Here is a 21,189-nt window from a genome sequence, read left to right on the forward strand (position 1 = left end):
ACCATGAGCACACCCGTTCTGTTTGAACACCCACTGAATGAAAAAATGCGCACCTGGCTACGGGTTGAGTTTCTGATTAATCAGTTAGATGAGAGCACGCCGCTGGATAAGACGGTAAATGCGCTGACCTTTTTCCGTCTGATCGCCGAACTGCTCGACATTTTCGAGCGGGGGGACATGCGTACAGAGCTGCTGAAAGAGCTGGAGCGTCAGCAGCAGAAGCTGCGTGCCTGGGCGGATGTGCCCGGTGTCGATATGACGCTGGTTAACGCCCTCAGCGATAAACTCAGAGTTCAGTCAACTCAGCTGATGAATGCCCCGCGGATGGGCCAGCAGCTGCGCGAGGATCGTCTTATCGCCCTCGTACGCCAGCGTCTGAGCATTCCCGGCGGCTGCTGCAGCTTTGATTTGCCGGGCCTGCACATCTGGCTGCATCTGCCTCAGGAGACACGCGATGCCCAGGTCGAAGCCTGGATGCAGACGCTGGAGCCGCTGCATCATGCGCTGGCGATGGTGCTGGATCTGATTCGTCAGTCCGGTACCTTCCATCTGCAGACCAGCCTTAATGGGTTTTATCAGGATAATGCCGAAGGAGCCGATCTGCTGCGGCTGCAGCTGTCACTGGACGACGCGCTCTATCCCCAGGTATCCGGCCACAAAAGCCGTTATGCCATTCGTTTTATGCCATTTGACAGCGAGCACGGTGAAGTCCCGGCCCGCCTTAATTTTCAACTGGCCTGTTGTTAGAGGTAACCATGCAGCAAGATGTTATGACCGTTTCCTGTCCGCAGTGCGGCAAAGATGTCATCTGGGATGAGCTGAGCCCGTGGCGCCCGTTCTGCAGTAAGCGCTGCCAGCTTATTGATTTAGGGGAATGGGCCGCCGAAGAGAAACGGATCCCCAGCCGCGATGACATGAACGACAGCGACAGCTGGAGCGAGCAGGATCATTGATTAAAGAATGGGGCGCACGGCCCCATTCCCTCAGAGTTCGCCCGCGACCAGGCGTGCAATCAGCTGGTGATTGGCTGGCGGAAACTCGTCTGCCACCAGCGCCTGCTGATCGACCCAGCGCTGCGGCTGTCCCTCTTTGCCCCACGGCTCGCCTTTCCACCCTTCCACCAGGAAGAAGTGCAGCGTCACACGCAGGTCCTCATAGGTGTGGTCTGCATGACCGACCGGATGCGCCTCAGTAACCTCAATGCCGGTCTCTTCATGCAGTTCCCTGATCAGTCCCTGTTCGGCGCTTTCGCCCGCTTCAATCTTACCGCCAGGAAACTCCCATTTGTTCGCCATGTAAGAACTCGCCGCGCGCTGGGCAAGGAAAATCTGTCTATTGGCATTACGAATGATGCCAACTGCAACCTGCAGGTGCTTCATGAGGACTATCCGGTTGTGATCGATGAATGAGGGATGATTTTAGAGCATGCCTCTGCGGAAGTTAACCGCTTTAGCCCGGCGCAGCCCTCTCCGCTCAGGCGGTGCCGGATGCTGCGAGAAGGCATAAAAAAAGGAGCCAGCGGCTCCTTTTTATTCAGCGGTCAGTCTCAGGCGATACGGCCATGACACTGCTTGTATTTTTTGCCGGAACCGCATGGGCAGGGATCGTTGCGGCCCACTTTGCGTTCACCGCTCTGCTGCGGCTCTGGCTCAGCCAGCAGATCTTCTTCGACATGGCTCAGCTGCTGCTGCTGTGCCAGACGCTCGGCTTCTTCGCGGCGCTGCTGCTCCATCGCTTCCACCTCTTCCGGCATGCGCACCTGCACCTTGCTCAGCGTACTGATCACTTCATACTTCAGTGACTCCAGCATTGCCGCAAACATGGCGAAGGATTCACGCTTGTACTCCTGCTTCGGATCTTTCTGCGCATAGCCACGCAGATGGATACCCTGACGCAGATAGTCCATCGCGGCCAGATGCTCTTTCCACAGCGAATCCAGTGTCTGAAGCATCACGCCTTTTTCGAAGTTGCGCATCATCTCTGCGCCCACGATCTCCTCTTTCTCGGCGTAGCTCTCGATCGCACGGGCCATGATGCGTTCGCGCAGCACTTCCTCATGCAGATCCGGCTCTTTATCCAGCCACTCCGCAATCGGCAGGTCGAGATCGAAGTCCGCACGCAGACGCTCTTCCAGACCAGGCACATCCCACATCTCTTCCAGAGACTGCGGCGGGATGTAGGTATCGATGGTGGCCTTGTAGACATCGTGACGGATGCTGTTGATGGTTTCGCTGACGTCGGAGACATCCAGCAGCTCATTACGCTGACTGTAAATCGCGCGACGCTGGTCGTTCGCCACGTCATCATATTCCAGCAGCTGCTTACGAATATCGAAGTTACGGCTTTCAACTTTGCGCTGGGCGTTGGCAATCGCTTTGGTTACCCACGGATGCTCAATCGCTTCACCCGGCTTCATGCCCAGTTTACGCATCATATTGGAGACGCGATCCGAGGCAAAAATACGCATCAGCGCATCTTCCATCGACAGATAGAAGCGTGATGAACCGGCGTCACCCTGACGGCCTGCACGACCGCGCAGCTGGTTGTCGATACGACGTGATTCGTGACGCTCGGTGCCCACAATGTGCAGACCGCCTGATGCCAGAACCGCATCATGACGGATCTTCCACGCCGCTTTGATCTCTTCAATTTGGGCTTCGGTCGGCGCTTCCAGCTCGGCCACTTCCGCGTGCCAGCTTCCGCCCAGCATGATGTCGGTACCACGACCGGCCATGTTGGTGGCGATGGTGACGGCTCCCGGCTGACCCGCCTGCGCCACGATATCCGCTTCGCGGGCGTGGAATTTGGCGTTAAGCACGTTGTGTTTGATACCGGCGCGGGTCAGTTCATTAGAGACCACTTCCGATTTCTCAATCGAGATGGTCCCCACCAGCACCGGCTGGCCGTTGGCGGTACGCTCACGGATATCTTCGATAATCGCATCGATCTTCTCTTTCTCGGTCATGTAGACCAGGTCAGCCAGATCTTTACGCACCATCGGACGGTTAGTCGGCACCACGATGGTGTCGAGTTTATAGATGGAGCTGAATTCGAACGCTTCGGTATCGGCCGTACCGGTCATCCCGGCCAGCTTCTCGTAAATACGGAAGTAGTTCTGGAAGGTGATCGAGGCCAGAGTCTGGTTCTCGTTCTGGATCTCCACACCTTCTTTCGCTTCGATCGCCTGATGCAGACCATCGGACCAGCGACGCCCCTGCATGGTACGGCCGGTGTGTTCATCGACGATTACCACTTCGCCATCTTTCACGATGTAATCCACATCGCGGGTAAAGAGGGCGTGCGCGCGCAGTGCCGCCGTGACGTGGTGCATCAGCATGATGTTGGTCGGAGAGTAAAGCGACTCGCCCGCTTCCATGATGCCCTGGCTGACCAGCAGCTCTTCCACTTTCACCAGACCGCGCTCAGACATGTGCGCCTGACGCGCTTTCTCATCAACCCAGAAGTCACCCTCACCCTGATGGGTTTCGGAATCCTCTTTGTCCTGGCGAACCAGATGCGGGATGATTTTGTTCACTTTGGTGTAAAGCTCGGAGCTGTCTTCTGCCGGACCGGAGATGATCAGCGGTGTACGCGCTTCATCGATCAGGATGGAGTCGACCTCATCCACCAGCGCATAGTGCAGCTTACGCTGAACGCGCTCTTCCGGGCTGAACGCCATGTTGTCGCGCAGGTAGTCGAAGCCATATTCGTTGTTGGTGCCGTAGGTGATGTCGGCCGCGTAGGCTTCACGCTTCGCCACCGCCGGCAGGCCCGACATGTTGATACCGATGCTCAGGCCCAGGAATTCGAACAGCGGACGGTTATTTTCCGCATCACGCTGTGCCAGATAGTCGTTGACGGTCACGACGTGAACGCCTTTGCCCGACAGCGCATTAAGATAGGCTGGCAGCGTCGCGGTCAGGGTTTTACCTTCACCGGTACGCATCTCTGCGATACAGCGGTCGTTCAGCACCATGCCGCCAATCAGCTGCACGTCAAAGTGGCGCATCCCGAACACACGTTTACTGGCCTCACGCACGGTGGCAAACGCTTCCGGGATCAGGCTTTCCAGGGATTCCCCTTTTTTCAGACGTGCGCGGAACTCGTCGGTTTTCGCTTTCAGTTCATCATCAGAGAGCTTCTCGAAGTCAGGCTCCATTTTGTTGATGACGTCCACCACTTTGCGCATACGGCGCAGGGTACGATCGTTACTGCTACCAAAAACCTTGGTTAATATTTTGCTTAACATAATAAATATATTCTCAATTCAGCCGGCGCATTGCGGGCTGCGAAATCTAAACAGAGTGAATAAAACCAGAAAGATTAGCAGAACAATCGGGCAGGCCCGGCGCGAATGCCATGCACGCTGGCATGCCACTCAACCCATGAGCGGGTAACGGCCATAAAAAGCGGGGGAACAGCAAGCTGCTGTGGCGCGGTGTGCAGCGCAGAGTGTGATGTCAGTAAATTGTGCAGGGAGTCGATCAGCGCCAGCTTTTGTGCTGCCAGCGGTAACGGCTGCTGCTCCGCCTGCGCCTGAGGCGCCAGCGTGAAGGAGAGATGACGGATAACGGTGCGGATTGCGTGCTGGTGCCAGTAGTCGACGCTGAAGCTCGGGCGCCGGGACGCTTCCTGAAGCCGGATCAGGTGGTCAAAACGTGTGGCGTTGCCCAGAAACAGGCTGCTGGCAGGCGATTCAGACGAAGCGTTAAGTTCGGAGCTTTGCGCGCAGGCTGGCAGGCCAAAGCTGGCCGCAACCATCCCCAACAGGAGATGAGGCCAGAAGTAGCGTCTACCTAATTGTCGCCAGCGCTGAAGAATCCCGATCACAACCTTTCCATCGCGCACAGAGTGCTGCTCTCTTGTTTTTGTGTACCCGCCGCGAACCGCAACGGATTTTGGCCTGTAAAAGCGCCTCAGATAGTAACATTAATGTGGGGCATCCACACCTGAGATTAAAGTGGCGGTGTGAGAAAACGCGCGTGATTGTTCAGCAATTCAGCAGCGGAAATCGCGTTTTGCGGGTGCGCTCGCAGCGATCCGGGGGAGAAAGAGGGGATAAAAAAACGGCTGGTGCCGCTGACCGGAGAGGGTGTCAGCATAACCAGCCGTTTCACGTTCCTGAGGCGTTACGCCAGAACCAGATTCGGTGCTTTGAATGCCAGCGGCAGTTCCGCTTCGTCTTCGAAGGTTGCCCATTCCCAGGCTTCCTGCTTCGCCAGAACCGCCTGCAGCAGCTTGTTGTTCAGCGCATGGCCCGATTTGAACGCAGTGAATGCGCCAATGATGTTGTGGCCACACATAAACAAGTCGCCAATGGCGTCCAGCATTTTGTGACGGACAAACTCGTCTTCAAAACGCAGGCCTTCTTCATTCAGTACGCGGAAATCATCCAGGCCTATCGCACAATCTAAGCTACCGCCCAGGCACAGGCCTTTAGACTGCAGATATTCGATTTCACGCATAAAGCCAAATGTACGCGCCCGGCTGATTTGACGAACAAAGGCGTCAGCAGAGAAGTTCATCGCATAGCGCTGTGAGCTGGAGTCGATCGCCGGGTGTTTAAAGTCGATGGTGAAATCGAGCGAGAAACCGTTATAAGGTTTGATCTCGGCCCATTTGTCACCCTCTTCCACACGCACGGCCTGCTTAACGCGCACAAATTTCTTCGCGCTGTTGAGCTGCTCGATACCCGCATCCATCAGCAGATAGATAAACGGTGCTGCGCTGCCGTCCATGATCGGGATCTCTGGCGCATCAACTTCAACAATAATGTTGTCGATACCCAGACCCGCCAGGGCGGCATTGAGGTGTTCAACCGTTGAAATACGTACGCCTTCATCATTCACCAGGCAGGTGCTCAGCATGGTGTCGCGCACGTATTTTGCATCAGCCGGAAAATCTACCGGTGGATTCAAGTCGGTGCGACGATAGATGACCCCGGTGTTAGCCGACGCAGGGCGTAAGGTCAGGGTGACTTTCTTGCCGGTATGCAAACCGACGCCAGTCGCCTGAACAATACGTTTTAATGTCCTTTGTTTGATCATCGCATTATCTCGCAGTATCACCTTTCCGACCGCCAGTATACTTTACCAGCGGGCAGACACTTTAGCACAAAGAGCGGAGAATCCCAATTATCGGGTTAATCCTAATCGGCCTGCTTACGTAAAAAGGCCGGAATATCAAGATAATCAGGCTCTTTGTTCGACTGTGCAGGCTGCTCGTTAACCACTTTAGCCGCCGGTTTCTGCTCCTGCGGCAGCGGTGACATACCGTGCTGCTGATAGCGATGATCCATCACTGGCTGGCTGGCTGGCTTGTTGGTCACCAGCGTGATTTCAGGACGCTTGTCCATGCCGATACCGGTTGCCACCACGGTGACGCGCAGTTCGTCATTCATTTCCGGATCCAGTGAGGTACCGATCACGACGGTCGCGTTATCAGACGCGAAGGCGCGGATGGTGTTACCCACGGTTTCGAACTCATCCAGACGCAGGTCGAAGCCCGCCGTGATGTTGACCAGCACGCCGCGCGCGCCAGAGAGATCGATATCTTCCAGCAGTGGGCTTGAGATCGCCATTTCAGCCGCTTCTTCCGCACGATCTTCACCGCACGCAACGCCGGAACCCATCATCGCATAGCCCATTTCGGACATCACGGTGCGCACGTCAGCAAAGTCGACGTTCATCAGGCCCGGACGGGTGATCAGCTCGGCGATACCCTGGACAGCGCCTTTCAGCACGTCGTTCGCCGCACCAAATGCATCCAGCAGAGAGATGCCACGACCCAGCACTTTCAGCAGCTTGTCGTTTGGAATGGTGATCAGAGAATCCACATGTTTAGAGAGTTCAGCGATCCCCTGCTCGGCAAACGCCATGCGCTTTTTGCCTTCGAAGTTGAACGGCTTGGTAACGACAGCCACCGTCAGGATACCCAGATCCTTAGCCACTTCAGCGACTACAGGTGCTGCACCGGTTCCGGTACCGCCGCCCATGCCGGCTGCGATGAACACCATGTCTGCCCCTTCCAGCGCAGAACGCAGTGCTTCGCGATCTTCTTCTGCAGAGTTACGGCCCACTTCCGGGTTCGCACCCGCACCCAGACCCTTGGTAATGTTATTACCGATCTGGATGGTCTGGCCGACAGCTGTTTTACGCAGCGCTTGCGCGTCGGTATTCACAGCAAAGAATTCCACACCTTCGATACGCTCGCGTACCATGTGCTCTACGGCGTTACCGCCGCCGCCACCGACGCCGATGACTTTAATCACCGCGTCGTTGGTTAATTCCATAGGTTCAAACATGATTTCTCTCCGTTATGTGCCTGTCGCCTGGAGATCACAAAAGAAAACAGCATGATCCCCTTTCACAAAAATTAAAACTCTTTTTTTAACCAACTGTTAATACGCTTGAACCAGTTGCCTACTGAGACACGTTTTTCGGTCTCTGCATCACCGTTCATGTGCGACTCTTTGCCGTAGTGCAACAGTCCCACTGCGGTGGAGTAGTACGATTCCTGCGCATAGTCAGTCAGGCCGGTAATATTCAGCGGCTGTCCGATACGCACCTGCGTATGGAATACGCGTTGCGCACAGGCCGCCAGTCCTTCGATTTGCGCGGCACCCCCGGTCAGGACAATGCCTGCGGCCAGATGATGCTTCACGCCCTGCTGACGCAGTTGTTCCTGTAACTGCAGAATCTCGTCGTTGACCAGATTCAAAAGTTCGGTGTAACGCGGCTCGATGACCTCGGCCAGCGTCTGACGCTGCAGGCTGCGCGGTGGACGTCCGCCCACGCTCGGCACTTCAACGTTCTCATCTTTGCCGACAATCGAGCCCAGCGCGCAGCCATGGCGCACTTTGATCGCTTCAGCATCCGTCGGCGGTGTACCAAACGCATAGGCGATGTCGCTGGTCACGACGTTACCTGCATACGGAATAACCTTAGTGTGCCGTAAAGCGCCGCCGGTATATACGGCAATGTCCATTGTACCGCCACCAATATCGACAACACACACGCCCAGCTCACGTTCATCTTCCGTCAGCACGGCAAAACTGGAGGCGAGACCGGCAAAAATCAGCTGATCCACTTTCAGTCCGCAGCGCTCAACGGCTTTGACGATGTTCTTCGCCATATCGTTGTGGCAGGTGATCAGGTGCACTTTCGCCTGCATACGCACGCCGGACAGACCGACCGGGTTTTTGATCCCTTCCTGGTAGTCGATGGCGTACTCCTGAGGGATAACGTGCAGGATGCGATGCTCGTCACGCACACGAACCGATTTCGCGGTATGTACGACGTTCTCCACATCATCCTGAGTCACTTCCTCTTCGGAAATCGGAACCATCCCGATTTCGTTCTGACAACTGATATGTTTGCCCGATAAAGCAAGGTAGACGGAGGAGATCTGGCAGTCTGCCATCAGCTCAGCCTGGTCGATGGCGCGCTGAACGCATTTCACCACCGACTCAAGGTCGTTGACGCCACCTTTATCCATACCACGGGACGGGCAGCTGCCCACCCCAATAATGTTGACCATACCATCGGGCAGAATTTCCCCAACCAGGGCGGCAACCTTCGCAGTGCCGATTTCGAGTCCAACTACCAGTTTTCTGTCCGTTGCCTTGATCATTGTTGTTTAGCCTGTGCCTGGTTCTGTTGCTGATTACTGTCCTGTGGCTCCATCACGACCGGTGTCCAGCCCACAGAAGCACCAGAGTCGTATCGCAAATCCACGTAGCTGATACGTTTGCTCTCGTTCTGACCTTGCTGCTGCAGCACCGGATAGAGCTCAATAAAGCGATTCAGTCGTTTCATCGTGTCGCTGCGTCCCAGTTCGATGCGGATATCATCGCTGGTGACCAGTTGCCATGAACGCCGGGCCGTCATCGACGCCACCTTCAGCGTAAATTTCCGGGCTTTCAGCACATCATCCATGCTGTGATAGCCCGCCAGGACCTCTTTCTCACTCCCTTCCGGCCCATACAACATCGGCAGTACCTCTTTGCCGACATGACTGGCGGGTACGCTAAAGGAAACCCCTTCCGCATCCACCATATGCAAATCGTTCCAGCGCGCCACTGGCGTATACTCGACCAGATGGATCTTCAGCTCATCCGGCCACTGCTTACGCACGCTGACCTGCTTAATCCAGGGCAGCCGCTCAATCTGCTGCTGCAGGATGTCCACGTTCTGCGACATAAACGTGCCGGGCGGCCCCAGCGACAGAATCGCCTGGCGAATATCATCGTGCGTGGTGTAGTGCGTCTGCCCCGTCACCACCAGCTTCGATAACGGCAGCCGGGACGCATCGTTCATCCACTTCAGCACGGCCAGGCCGCCTGCCACCATAATCCCGATAACGGTCAGCAAAAAGATAATGCCGAACAGTCGGGCTCCGTTACTGCGGCCGGTGCGAATACGCTCCTGCGGTTCACGGTTTCGAACTCTCATCGCCGCCTGTGACATATCAGTCGGCCAGCTCCAGAATATGGGCAACCAGCTGCGGGAAACTCATGCCCGCCTGTTTTGCCGCCATCGGCACCAGGCTGTGGCTGGTCATGCCCGGCGAGGTGTTCGCCTCAAGCAGCTGGAAGTTCCCTGCCCCATCGGTCATCACGTCTATCCGTCCCCAGCCGCTGCATCCCAGCGCACGCCAGGCGGCCAGTACCAGCTGCTGTAGCTCCGCCTCGCGTTCAGCGCTTAAATCCGCCGGGCAGAGATACTGAGTATCGTCAGAAATGTATTTTGCTTCATAATCATAGAACTCGCTGGCGCTCTTTATTTCGATGGCCGGCAGGATACGGTCGCCCACGATCGCCACGGTATACTCTGCGCCGCTGAGAAACGCCTCGACCAGCACATCGTCGTCATGCTTAAACGCCAGTTCCAGCGCCGCAGGCAGCGCGCTCAGATCGTTGACCCGGCTGATGCCCACGCTGGACCCTTCACAGGCAGGTTTGACAAACAGCGGTAAGCCCAGCGCCGCAATCTCCGCGTGACACGCGGCATCCAGCCCGGCATCACGCTGCTGACGTGTCAGCCAGACAAAGCGGCCTGAAGGTAAGCCGCGACCCTGCCACAGCAGTTTGGTACGCAGCTTGTCCATGGTTACCGCAGAGGCCATCACGCCGCTGCCGGTGTAGGGCAGTTGCAGGAACTCCAGGACGGCCTGCAGCGTGCCATCTTCTCCGCCCCGGCCATGCAGCGCGATAAATGCTTTGGTGAAGCCCTGCTCTTTCAGCGTCAGCACAGAGACGTCGCGGGTGTCGATGCCCTCAGCATCTATTCCCATTTCCCGTAATCCGGCGACAACGGCCTGACCTGAATTCAGCGAAACCTCGCGCTCTGCCGAGGTGCCGCCCATTAATACGGCAACTTTATCAGCCATGACGATCCTCCGCTTCCGGCGCTGGCTGGAGTTTACTCTCCGCCAGCTTACGCGCCACTTTGCCGACGTTGCCGGCACCCTGCACCAGAATCAGGTCGTTGCCCGACAGCAGCGGCGCCAGCATCTCCGGCAGGGCCTCATGTTCGGTAACCAGAATCGGATCGACCTTGCCACGGTTGCGAATCGCGCGGCACAGCGAACGGCTGTCAGCGCCCGGAATGGCGGTTTCACCGGCAGAGTAAACATCCAGCATCAGCAGCACATCCACATGCGACAGCACGTTTGCAAAATCGTCAAACAGGTCGCGGGTCCGGCTGTAGCGGTGCGGCTGAAACACCATCACCAGCTTCTTATCCGGCCAGCCTGCGCGCGCGGCTTTGATCGTCGCATCCACTTCGGTGGGATGGTGACCGTAATCATCCACCAGCATCGCGCTGCCTGGCTGACCATTGACCGGCTCTGTCGGGAACTCGCCCAGCAGATCAAAGCGACGACCGGTACCCTGGAAACTCTCCAGCGCGGCCAGGATCGCATTGTCTTCGATGCCCTCTTCGCTGGCGACGGCAACGGCGGCGGCCGCGTTCAGGGCGTTGTGACGGCCTGGCGCGTTCAGCGTAATCTTCAGCGGCGCTTTATCCTGACGGATCAGGGTGAAATGGCCCTGCGCACCCAGCTGCTCATAGTTCTCGATACGCAGATCCGCATCGTCGCTGAAACCGTAAGTGGTGATATGGCGTCCCACGCGCGGGATCAGGTCACGGATCACTGCATCATCTACGCACATCACTGCGCGACCGTAAAACGGCAGGTTGTGCAGGAAGTTAATAAACGTCTGCTTCAGGTTCTCGAAATCGCCCTGATAGGTGTCCATGTGATCGGCTTCGATGTTGGTCACAATCGCCACCATCGGCTGCAGATGCAGGAACGACGCATCGCTCTCATCCGCTTCGGCAATCAGATAGCGGCTGTTACCCAGGCGGGCATGGGTGCCTGCGGCTTTCACCAGGCCGCCGTTAACGAAGGTCGGATCGAGACCCGCTTCCGCATAAATACTTGAAACCATCGCCGTGGTGGTGGTTTTGCCATGCGTCCCGGCAACGGCGATGCCGTGACGGAAGCGCATCAGCTCAGCCAGCATCTCCGCACGGCGGATCACCGGGATACGCTGTTCGCGGGCCGCCACCAGCTCAGGGTTGTCCTGCGAAACGGCGCTGGAAACCACGACCACGCTGGCATCGGTGACGTTCTCAGGGCGATGGTTAAAATAAATGGTGGCACCCAGCCCGGTCAGATGCTGTGTCACCGGATTCGGGGCCAGATCTGAACCGCTGATATGGTAGCCTTCATTTGCTAACACTTCGGCAATACCGCCCATGCCCGCACCACCGATGCCGACAAAGTGAATGTGCCGGACGCGACGCATCTCGGGCACAATAGAACGCAGTTTTGCCAATTGTTGTGTATTCATCGCTCTCAATTACCTGCTCTTTCAGTTTGTACCTGCTCCGGGTACAGGTCAGACGCGCTGACCGGAATGATTACTTTGCGGCGCGAGCCACTTCCTGAGCGACCCGTTCGGTCGCATCGGGGATCGCCACCTGACGGGCCTGTTCAGCCATCGTCAGCAGTGTTGCGCGATCCCAGTGGCGGAGCTGATCCGCGACGGCCTCCGCAGTAAACTGCGGCTGCTCAAAAATTCTGGCGGCGCCCGCTTTCTCCAGCGGCAGCGCGTTCCAGTACTGCTGGCGATCTTTATGCTGAAACGGCACAAAAATCGCCGGTAAACCTGCCGCAGCGACTTCGCTCACGGTTAACGCACCGGAGCGGCACACCACCAGGTCCGCCCAGGCGTAGGCGGCGGCCATATCATCAATAAACTCGGTCACCTTATGCTGGGTCTGACCGGCCTGCTGATAGGCTTTCTCGGTTTCGGGCAGCGCACCTTTACCGGTCTGATGCCACAGGGTGATCTCATCACCCACCCGCGCCGCGACCTGCGGCAGGGTCTGATTCAGTATCCGTGCGCCCTGGCTGCCGCCAATCACCAGCACCCGCACGGGGCCATGACGACCGGCCATCCGCTGCGCAGGCAGCGGCAGCGCCAGGACATCGGTACGCACCGGGTTCCCGACCACGTCCGCGGCGGGGAATGCGCCCGGAAAGGCCTGCAGCACTTTGGTGGCGATTTTCGACAGCCATTTGTTGGTCAGTCCGGCGATGCCATTCTGCTCATGCAGCACCACCGGAATCCCGCAACTCCAGGCCGCCAGACCGCCAGGGCCTGAAACGTAGCCGCCCATGCCCAGCACCACATCCGGCTGCCAGGCTTTCATGATGCGGCGCGCCTGACGCCATGCGTTGAAAATGCGCAGCGGGGCCTGCAGAAGCGCCTTCAGGCCTTTGCCGCGTAATCCGCTGATGCGGATGAAGTCGATGTCGATGCCATGCTTTGGCACCAGATCGGCTTCCATACGGTCGGCCGTCCCGAGCCAGCGAACCTCCCAGCCCTGTTCCATCAGATGATGGGCGACAGCCAGACCGGGAAACACATGCCCACCGGTTCCGCCTGCCATCACCATCAATCGCTTACCGCTCATCGACCACCTCGGGTAAACGCCTGCGCTTTCGCCAGGCGCGTTTCATAATCTATGCGTAATAAAAAGACGATGGCCGTCGACATAATGATCAGACTCGACCCACCGTAACTGATCAGCGGTAACGTCAGACCTTTGGTCGGCAGCATACCGGCGGCGGCCCCGACGTTAACCAGCGCCTGGAAGCTGAACCAGACCCCGATCGAACAGGCCAGAAAGCCGGAGAAACGCTGATCCAGCTCCAGCGCGCGGCGACCAATCGACATCGCACGAAAAGCGACGAAGAATACCATTAAAAGTGCCAATACCACACCGACGTAGCCGAGTTCTTCCCCTATGATGGCGAAAATAAAGTCGGTATGCGCTTCCGGCAGATATTCCAGCTTTTGTACGGAGTTACCCAGTCCCTGGCCCCAGAATTCGCCGCGACCAAATGCCATCAGCGACTGCGTCAGCTGATAGCCGCTACCAAAGGGATCTTCCCACGGATTCCAGAACGAGGTCACACGGCGCATACGGTAAGGTTCGGCGATGATCAGCAGGATCACCGCGAAAATACCGGAACCGATGATGGCCATGAACTGCCACAGTTTGGCGCCCGCCAGAAACAGCATCGCCAGCGTGGTCACAAAGAGTACGACGACCGTTCCGAGGTCGGGCTGCGCCAGCAGTAAAACTGCCAGTACCACCATCACGCCCATCGGCTTACAGAAGCCCCAGAAGTTGTTACGCACCTCCTCTACCTTGCGCACCAGGTAGCTGGCGAGATAGCAGAACAGGGAGAGCTTCGACAGCTCGGCAGGCTGAATACGCAGTGGCCCCAGCGCGATCCAGCGCGAAGCACCGTTAACCGAGCTACCAACCACCAGAACAATCAGCAGCATCGCTACCGTCACCATCAGCATCACGTTGCTGTAACGTTGCCAGAAATCCATCGGCACCCGCAGCGTGACCAGCGCCATACCAAAGGCCAGCGCGATATAGAACGCATCACGCTTGGCAAAGTAGAACAGGTCATCGTTGAGACGCTGACCGACCGGCATTGAGGCCGATGTCACCATCACAAAACCGATCACCGCCAGACCCAGCGTCAGCCATAGCAGCGTGCGGTCATAGAGCACCAGCGACGTGTCATCGCTCTCGCGTGCGCCCATGACCCAGTCTTTCAGGCGTCCGCCAAAGAATTGCGCCACACCGGCACCAGGAATACGCATCAGCTCAGCTCCTTCGCCAGTTGCGCGAACTGCTCACCGCGCTGCTCAAAGTTACGGAACTGGTCAAGGCTGGCGCAGGCGGGCGACAGCAGCACCATGTCGCCGGACCGGACCTGTGGCGCAATCTGCTCCATCGCCTGACGCAGCGTCTCCGTGCGCACAGCAATCTCCGGACGCAGTGCCGCCAGCGCATCACCATCGCGGCCAAAGCAGTAGAGGCGGATATGGTCGCCCTGCAGCCAGGGGATCAGCGGCGAGAAGTCAGCAGACTTTCCGTCCCCGCCCATCAGCAGCCACAGAGTTCCCTCTACCTGCAGGCCGTTCAGCGCCGCTTCGGTGCTGCCGACGTTGGTGGCTTTGGAGTCGTTAATCCAGCGCACGCCCTGATGTTCATGGACCAGCTGAAAACGGTGCGCCAGGCCGCTGAACTGCGTCAGGGCAGCCAGACTGGAGGCGCGAGGCAGACCGACCGCATCGGCCAGCGCCAGCGCCGCCAGCGCGTTCGCGTAGTTGTGCTGTCCCACCATCTTCATTTCGGCCGTGTTCAGCACTTTCTCGCCCTTCACCCGCAGCCAGATACTGCCCTGCTGCTTGTTAAGGTGGTAGTCGCCGAAATCGATACCGAAGCTGATGCAGCGGTTGTCTGCGCCGCGCACCGGCATCGTCAGCGCATCATCGGCGTTAACGACGCAGGTCCGGGCGTTCTCGTAGATCCGCAGTTTGGCCGCGCGATACTGCTGCATGCCCAGCGGATAACGATCCATATGATCTTCGCTGACGTTCAGCACGGTGGCCGCCGCCGCTTTAAGGCTGTAGGTGGTCTCCAGCTGGAAACTGGAGAGTTCCAGCACATAGAGCTGTGCCGGAGACTGCAGCAGGCTCAGCGCGGGCAGGCCGATGTTGCCACCGACGCCCACCTGCCAGCCCGCCGCTTTCGCCATCTCACCGACCAGAGTGGTGACGGTGCTTTTGCCGTTGGAGCCGGTAATGGCGACGATCGGAGCCTGCGCCTCGCGGCAGAACAGCTCGATGTCGCCGACGATTTCGATACCGGCGTCAACCGCTTCGCTGAGAATCGGGTGCGCCAGCGCGATGCCCGGGCTGGCTACGATCAGGTCGGCGGCCAGCAGCCAGTCGCCGTTGATCCCGCCCAGATGGCGTTCAACCTGCCCCGGCAGTTTATCCAGCCCCGGCGGCGAGACACGGGTGTCCATCACGCGAGGCGTTACGCCCTGCGCTAAAAAGAAATCAACACAGGAGAGCCCGGTCAGGCCCAGCCCGATGATGACGACTTTTCTACCCCGATAGTCAGCCATGATTAACGCACCTTCAGCGTGGCCAGGCCAATCAGCACCAGCATTAGCGAAATGATCCAGAAGCGCACAATCACGCGCGGTTCCGGCCAGCCCTTGAGTTCATAGTGGTGATGGATCGGCGCCATGCGGAAAATACGCTGGCCGCGTAACTTGAACGATCCCACCTGCAGGATCACCGACAGCGTTTCAACCACAAACACGCCGCCCATGATCACCAGCAAAAATTCCTGACGCAGCAGCACGGCGATGGTACCCAGCGCGCCACCCAGCGCCAGCGAACCGACGTCGCCCATAAAGACCTGAGCCGGATAGGTATTAAACCAGAGGAAGCCCAGCCCTGCCCCGACGATGGCGGTGCAGACAATCACCAGTTCACCCGCGTGACGCAGATAAGGGATGTGCAGGTACTCCGCAAACTTGACGTTACCGGTGGCCCAGGCGACCAGCGCAAAGCCCGCCGCGACAAACACGGTTGGCATGATAGCCAGACCATCCAGGCCATCGGTCAGGTTGACCGCATTACCCGTGCCGACAATCACAAAGTACGCCAGCAGCACATAGAACAGGCCCAGCTGCGGCATGATGTCTTTGAAGAAAGGCACCACCAGCTGGGTCGCAGGCGTATCTTTGCCCGCCGCATAGAGTCCGAAGGCAACGCCCAGCGAAATCACCGACATCCAGAAATATTTCCAGCGGGCGATCAGGCCTTTGGTGTCTTTGCGCACGACTTTGCGATAGTCATCGACAAAGCCGATGATGCCGAAGCCGATCAGGACGAACAGCACACACCAGACGTACGGATTCGAGGGATAGGCCCACATCAGCACGGAGACGGTGATGGAGGTCAGGATCATAATGCCGCCCATGGTCGGCGTGCCGCGCTTGCTGAAGTGCGACTCCGGGCCATCGTTACGGACAACCTGACCAATCTGTAATTTCTGCAGCCAGGCGATCAGGCGCGGGCCCATCCAGAGCGAGAGAAATAACGCGGTCAGCAGGCTGACAATGGCGCGAAACGTCAGATACGAAAAGACGTTAAAGCCGGAATAAAAAGCGACCAGATGCTCGGCCAGCCAAACTAACATGTTCCTTTCTCCTTTAAGCTCTGTACTACCTGCTCCATGGCGGCACTACGTGAACCTTTTATCAAGACCGTAATTTCTGAGTGTTCGGACAACAACTGACGCAAACGTTCAGTCAGCGCCGTCTTATCGCTGAAATGTTCGCCAACGCCGCTGCTTTCGCCGATAAAATGGCTGAATCTGCCGGTGGTCAGCACGCGATCGATACCGGCATCACGCGCCGCTTCCCCGACTTCGCGGTGACATTTTTCTGTTTCGTCACCCAGTTCCGCCATGTCACCCGCGACCAGCACCCGGTAGCCCGGCATCTCAGAGAGCACCTGCGCGGCGGCGGTCATCGATCCGACGTTGGCGTTGTAGCTGTCATCCAGCAGCAGCTGGTTCGCAGAGAGGCGCACCGGGAACAGGCGGCCCGGCACCGACTGCAGGTTTCTGAGTCCCTGCTGAACGGCGCTGAGCGGAGCGTCTACCGACAGCGCCAGCGCCGCGGCCGCTAAAGCGTTAGCGATGTTGTGACGTCCCGGCAGAGGCAGCACGATGTCGATCGTGCCGCACGGCGTTTTCATAACGAAATGGGTGCCATCCTGCGCGATGCGGATGTCGTGGGCGGAAAAATCACACTCTGCGGCCTGCGGCGAGAAGCGCCATACCGTTTTATCCTGCAGTGTGCGCTGCCAGTTGGGCCAGTCATTGCTCTCGGCGTTCAGGATGGCGATCCCCTGAGCCGGTAAGCCCTGGAAAATCTCGCCTTTGGCTTTGGCGACACCTTCCAGTGAACCAAAACCTTCCAGATGAGCGGCGGCCAGGTTGTTCACCAGCGCGCTTTCCGGCTTCACCAGATCGGTGGTGTAGGCGATTTCGCCCTGATGATTCGCACCCAGTTCGATCACCGCATACTGATGCTCTGCGGTCAGACGCAGCAGCGTCATCGGCACGCCATAATCGTTGTTCAGGTTGCCCGCCGTGTAGAGCGTTTCACCGCACTCACGCAGGATAGCGGCCGTCATCTCTTTAACCGAGGTCTTGCCGGAGGAGCCGGTCAGCGCCACCACACGCGCGGTGGACTGCTGACGAACCCACGCGCCCAGTCTGCCAAAGGCGAGGCGGGTATCCGCAACCACGACCTGCGGCACGGCGACAGGTAAATGCTTACTAACCAGCAAAGCCTGTGCGCCACTGGCAATCGCGTCAGCGGCAAAGTCATGAGCATCGAAGCGTTCACCGACCAGCGCCACAAACAGGCTGCCTGCGATTACGCGGCGGGTGTCGGTGGTCACCTCATTCAGGGTCAGATCGCTGCCGTGCAGCGTGCCGCCGGTGATCTGCGCCAGGGTCTGTAATGAAACCGGGATCATGCTACGCCTCCCAGCAGTGCCGCCACGGTGGCACGATCGGAGTAGTCGAGACGGTGTTGACCGATGATCTGATAATCTTCATGGCCTTTGCCTGCCACCAGCACGATATCGTCGGGTTGCGCCTGCATAATGGTGTTCGTCACCGCCTGAGCACGGCCGGCGACCACGCGGGCGCGGCCCGGGTCGAGCAGGCCGGTCAGAATGTCATTCACAATCGCCTGAGGATCTTCGCTGCGCGGGTTGTCATCCGTAATGACCACGACATCCGCATACTGCTCGGCGATTGCGCCCATCAGCGGACGCTTGCCTTTGTCACGATCGCCGCCACAGCCAAACAGGCACCAGAGTTTGCCTTTGCAGTGCAGGCGGGCCGCTTCCAGCGCCTTTTCCAGCGCATCCGGTGTATGGGCATAATCCACCACCACCGTGGGTTTTCCTTCGGCGCTGAAGACTTCCATGCGCCCGTTGACCGGCTGCAGCTGCGGAGCCACGCTGACCAGCGTGGCCAGCGGATAATCCAGCGACAGCAGCGTTGCCAGCGCCAGCATCAGGTTGCTGACGTTGAAGGCACCCATCAGTGGGCTGTCGATCTCGCCATCGCCCCAGCTGGAGCTGAAACGGATGTGCGCACCGTTATCGTGATAGGTCACCGCATCGGCTTTAAGCCAGCGGCCCCGGCAGCCCGGCTGAAGGTTATCCTCCAGCGTCACGGCGACGGCATCAGGCAGGCGCGCCAGCCAGCGACGGCCGACCTCATCATCCGCGTTCAGGATCGCCTGGCCGACCTGGTGTTCAGAAAACAGCAGCCACTTGGCTGACTCATAGCCCTGCATATCGCCGTGATAATCGAGATGATCGCGGCTGAGATTGGTAAAGACTGCGGCGGCAAACGGCAGCGCCGCTACGCGATGCTGCACCAGGCCGTGCGACGAGACTTCCATCGCGGTCAGGGTCGCCCCTTTTTCGGCCAGATCGTGCAGCAGATGCTGAACATCGACCGCCGAACCGGTGGTATTTTCCGCCGCCGATAAGTGACCGACCAGCCCATTGCCGACGGTGCCCATGACCGCGCTGGTTTCGCCCAGCAGCGTCGCCCACTGCGCCAGCAGCTGCGTGGTCGTGGTTTTACCGTTGGTGCCGGTGACGCCAATCAGCGTCTGCTTTTCGCCCGGCTGCTGATAAAAGCGGCCTGCCAGCGCCGACAGACGCTGAGGCAGCTGCGCCAGATAGATTACCGGCACCCCGTGCATTTCACGGATTTCGCCGTCAGCTGCTTCACCCTCGGCTTCCGCCACCACCGCCGCCACGCCCTGCGCGATCGCCTGTGGAATGAAACGGCGTCCGTCGACCTGGTGGCCTGCAACCGCGACAAACAGATCGCCAGAAGCCGCCAGGCGGCTGTCCAGGGTCATGTCGCGCAAAGGGCGCGCCGGCGCGCCTGGCACCCAGGGGCCGAGTAAGTCGCGCAGGTTACGATCTGTCACTTGTTTCCTCACTTCTGTTAGTCACCAGCTCGTTCTTGTCATTCGTCGGTAACGCATCCGGCTCAATGTTCATGGTGCGCAGTACGCCGCCCATGATGGCACCAAACACCGGTGCGGAAACCGCACCACCGTAATACTTGCCGGCCTGGGGATCGTTGATCACCACCACCAGCGCGAATCGGGGATGACTGGCAGGCGCCACGCCTGCGGTATAAGCAATGTATTTATTGACGTAGCGTCCGTCGGGACCGACCTTTTTCGCCGTACCGGTTTTTATCGCAATCCGGTAGCCCTTGATGGCCGCTTTGACGCCACCACCGCCGGGCAGCGCCACGCTTTCCATCATGTGCATCACGGTCTTAACCAGTGATTCATCGAAAACGCGCTGACCCGCGACAGGGGGATCGACCTTGGTGATCGACAGCGGACGGTTAATGCCATAGCTGCCAATCGTTGCGTAGACCCGCGCTAACTGTAACGGCGTTACCATTAGCCCGTAGCCGAAAGAGAAGGTGGCCCTCTCTATGTCAGACCACCGTTGTTTTTTAGGGTATAAGCCACTGCTTTCCCCGACCAGCCCCAAATTGGTCGGTTTACCCAGTCCAAAGCGCGCGTAAGTTTCTACCAGCGCTGAGGAGGGCATCGCTAACGCCAGACGTGAAACACCGACGTTACTCGACTTCTGTAAAACCCCTGTCAGGGTCAGTTCGTTGTAGCGCGCCACATCCTTGATCTCATGACCATTGACGCGGTACGGCACGGTATTCAGGACGCTGTTCTCTCTGACCACGCCGCGCTGCAGCGCCGTCATCACCACCATCGGCTTCACGGTCGAGCCGGGCTCAAAGATGTCGGTGATGGCACGGTTACGCATCAGATCTTTCGGCGTGTTGCTGAGGTTGTTCGGGTTGTAAGCCGGGCTGTTGGCCATCGCCAGCACTTCGCCGGTGTTCACATCCACCAGCACCGCCGTTCCTGACTCCGCTTTGTTAAAGGCAACTGCGTTGTTCAGTTCACGGTAGACCAGCGCCTGGAGCCGCTCATCGATGCTGAGCGTCAGGTTATGGGCAGCCCGGCTGTCTACGGAGGAGATATCTTCAATGACCCGGCCATAGCGGTCTTTACGCACCGTTCTTTCGCCCGGCGCGCCGGTGAGCCACTTATCAAAGCTCTTTTCGATGCCTTCAATGCCCTGGCCGTCGATGTTGGTGAAGCCAATCAGATGGGAGGTCACCTGCCCGGCAGGATAGTAGCGGCGCGACTCTTCGCGCAGATGAATACCCGGCAGTTTGAGTTTTTTAACGTAGTCGCCAATGGCCGGATTGACCTGGCGCGCCAGATAGACAAAACGGCCTTTGGGATTCGCATTAACACGGGCCGCCAGCTGATCGAGCGGAATCGAGAGCGCATCGGAGAGCGCCTTCCAGCGGCTGTCCAGCGTCACGCCGCCCCCGGCGTGCAGCTCCTTAGGATCGGCCCAGATCGCATTCACCGGCACACTCACCGCCAGCGGGCGTCCGGCGCGGTCGCTGATCATTCCGCGCGAGGTCGGCACCGCCTGAACGCGCAGTGAGCGCAGATCGCCCTCTTTAACCAGCTTGCCCGGATTGATCACCTGCAGCCAGGCCACCCGCGACAGCAGGCCTCCCAGCGCCAGCAAAATACAGCCGCACAGCAACGCAAAACGCCAGCTTACAAAGCTGGCCTTATCTTCCGGTTTCTTTAACTTCAGCGTTCTGCCTGTACCGCTCATTC

The 21,189-nt window shown here is 58.4% G+C and carries 18 protein-coding genes; 2 read left to right on the top strand and 16 right to left on the bottom strand.

Annotated elements, in window-relative coordinates:
* Positions 1-3 precede the first annotated feature (3 nt).
* On the top strand, positions 4-747 hold the full coding sequence (gene zapD / locus J1C59_RS15380; protein ID WP_128084268.1) for a cell division protein ZapD: 744 nt from the start codon (positions 4-6) through the stop codon (positions 745-747).
* Positions 748-755: 8 nt separating this feature from the next.
* Positions 756-953, top strand: coding sequence for a DNA gyrase inhibitor YacG (gene yacG / locus J1C59_RS15385; RefSeq protein ID WP_128084267.1), 198 nt, complete (start codon positions 756-758; stop codon positions 951-953).
* Between the two features lie 30 nt (positions 954-983).
* On the opposite strand, the gene mutT is transcribed toward yacG, so the two are convergent.
* The 16 genes from mutT to J1C59_RS15465 form a co-directional block, all read right to left on the bottom strand.
* On the bottom strand, positions 984-1,379 hold the full coding sequence (gene mutT / locus J1C59_RS15390; RefSeq protein ID WP_128084266.1) for an 8-oxo-dGTP diphosphatase MutT: 396 nt from the start codon (positions 1,377-1,379) through the stop codon (positions 984-986).
* A gap of 167 nt (positions 1,380-1,546) precedes the next feature.
* On the bottom strand, positions 1,547-4,249 hold the full coding sequence (gene secA / locus J1C59_RS15395; RefSeq protein ID WP_140917021.1) for a preprotein translocase subunit SecA: 2,703 nt from the start codon (positions 4,247-4,249) through the stop codon (positions 1,547-1,549).
* 74 nt (positions 4,250-4,323) lie between these two features.
* On the bottom strand, positions 4,324-4,830 hold the full coding sequence (secM, locus tag J1C59_RS15400; RefSeq protein WP_242281335.1) for a secA translation cis-regulator SecM: 507 nt from the start codon (positions 4,828-4,830) through the stop codon (positions 4,324-4,326).
* Positions 4,831-5,129: 299 nt separating this feature from the next.
* Positions 5,130-6,047 carry a UDP-3-O-acyl-N-acetylglucosamine deacetylase gene (lpxC, locus tag J1C59_RS15405; protein ID WP_111139412.1) on the bottom strand — a complete coding sequence of 306 codons (918 nt, stop codon included), beginning with the start codon at positions 6,045-6,047 and terminating at the stop codon, positions 5,130-5,132.
* 101 nt (positions 6,048-6,148) lie between these two features.
* On the bottom strand, positions 6,149-7,303 hold the full coding sequence (gene ftsZ, locus J1C59_RS15410) for a cell division protein FtsZ (protein WP_111139411.1): 1,155 nt from the start codon (positions 7,301-7,303) through the stop codon (positions 6,149-6,151).
* A 71-nt stretch (positions 7,304-7,374) separates the two neighbouring features.
* A complete protein-coding gene (gene ftsA, locus J1C59_RS15415) occupies positions 7,375-8,631 on the bottom strand; it encodes a cell division protein FtsA (protein ID WP_003854739.1) in 1,257 nt (418 codons plus the stop codon).
* Complete coding sequence (gene ftsQ, locus J1C59_RS15420; protein ID WP_111139410.1) at positions 8,628-9,467, bottom strand: cell division protein FtsQ; 840 nt, start codon at positions 9,465-9,467, stop codon at positions 8,628-8,630. Before ftsQ ends, ftsA begins: the two co-directional genes overlap by 4 nt.
* A 1-nt stretch (position 9,468) precedes the next feature.
* Positions 9,469-10,389 carry a D-alanine--D-alanine ligase gene (locus J1C59_RS15425; protein WP_128084264.1) on the bottom strand — a complete coding sequence of 307 codons (921 nt, stop codon included), beginning with the start codon at positions 10,387-10,389 and terminating at the stop codon, positions 9,469-9,471.
* Complete coding sequence (murC, locus tag J1C59_RS15430) at positions 10,382-11,857, bottom strand: UDP-N-acetylmuramate--L-alanine ligase (RefSeq protein WP_128084263.1); 1,476 nt, start codon at positions 11,855-11,857, stop codon at positions 10,382-10,384. Before murC ends, J1C59_RS15425 begins: the two co-directional genes overlap by 8 nt.
* 70 nt (positions 11,858-11,927) lie before the next feature.
* The gene (gene murG, locus J1C59_RS15435; protein WP_128084262.1) at positions 11,928-12,986 is read right to left on the bottom strand and encodes an undecaprenyldiphospho-muramoylpentapeptide beta-N-acetylglucosaminyltransferase; all 1,059 of its coding nucleotides are present in this window, start codon (positions 12,984-12,986) and stop codon (positions 11,928-11,930) included.
* Positions 12,983-14,197, bottom strand: a complete 1,215-nt coding sequence (gene ftsW / locus J1C59_RS15440) for a cell division protein FtsW (protein WP_111139406.1) — start codon at positions 14,195-14,197, stop codon at positions 12,983-12,985. Before ftsW ends, murG begins: the two co-directional genes overlap by 4 nt.
* Positions 14,197-15,513, bottom strand: a complete 1,317-nt coding sequence (gene murD, locus J1C59_RS15445; RefSeq protein ID WP_128084261.1) for a UDP-N-acetylmuramoyl-L-alanine--D-glutamate ligase — start codon at positions 15,511-15,513, stop codon at positions 14,197-14,199. Before murD ends, ftsW begins: the two co-directional genes overlap by 1 nt.
* 2 nt (positions 15,514-15,515) lie before the next feature.
* The gene (gene mraY, locus J1C59_RS15450; RefSeq protein ID WP_111139404.1) at positions 15,516-16,598 is read right to left on the bottom strand and encodes a phospho-N-acetylmuramoyl-pentapeptide-transferase; all 1,083 of its coding nucleotides are present in this window, start codon (positions 16,596-16,598) and stop codon (positions 15,516-15,518) included.
* Positions 16,592-17,950: a UDP-N-acetylmuramoyl-tripeptide--D-alanyl-D-alanine ligase gene (gene murF / locus J1C59_RS15455; protein ID WP_128084260.1), complete on the bottom strand. Its 1,359-nt coding sequence runs from the start codon at positions 17,948-17,950 to the stop codon at positions 16,592-16,594. Before murF ends, mraY begins: the two co-directional genes overlap by 7 nt.
* Positions 17,947-19,434, bottom strand: coding sequence for a UDP-N-acetylmuramoyl-L-alanyl-D-glutamate--2,6-diaminopimelate ligase (murE, locus tag J1C59_RS15460; RefSeq protein WP_128084259.1), 1,488 nt, complete (start codon positions 19,432-19,434; stop codon positions 17,947-17,949). The genes murF and murE overlap by 4 nt, the downstream gene beginning before the upstream one ends.
* Positions 19,421-21,187, bottom strand: a complete 1,767-nt coding sequence (locus J1C59_RS15465) for a peptidoglycan glycosyltransferase FtsI (RefSeq protein ID WP_111139401.1) — start codon at positions 21,185-21,187, stop codon at positions 19,421-19,423. Before J1C59_RS15465 ends, murE begins: the two co-directional genes overlap by 14 nt.
* Positions 21,188-21,189 lie beyond the last annotated feature (2 nt).

This window comes from Pantoea deleyi (assembly GCF_022647325.1).
Lineage (GTDB): Bacteria > Pseudomonadota > Gammaproteobacteria > Enterobacterales > Enterobacteriaceae > Pantoea > Pantoea deleyi.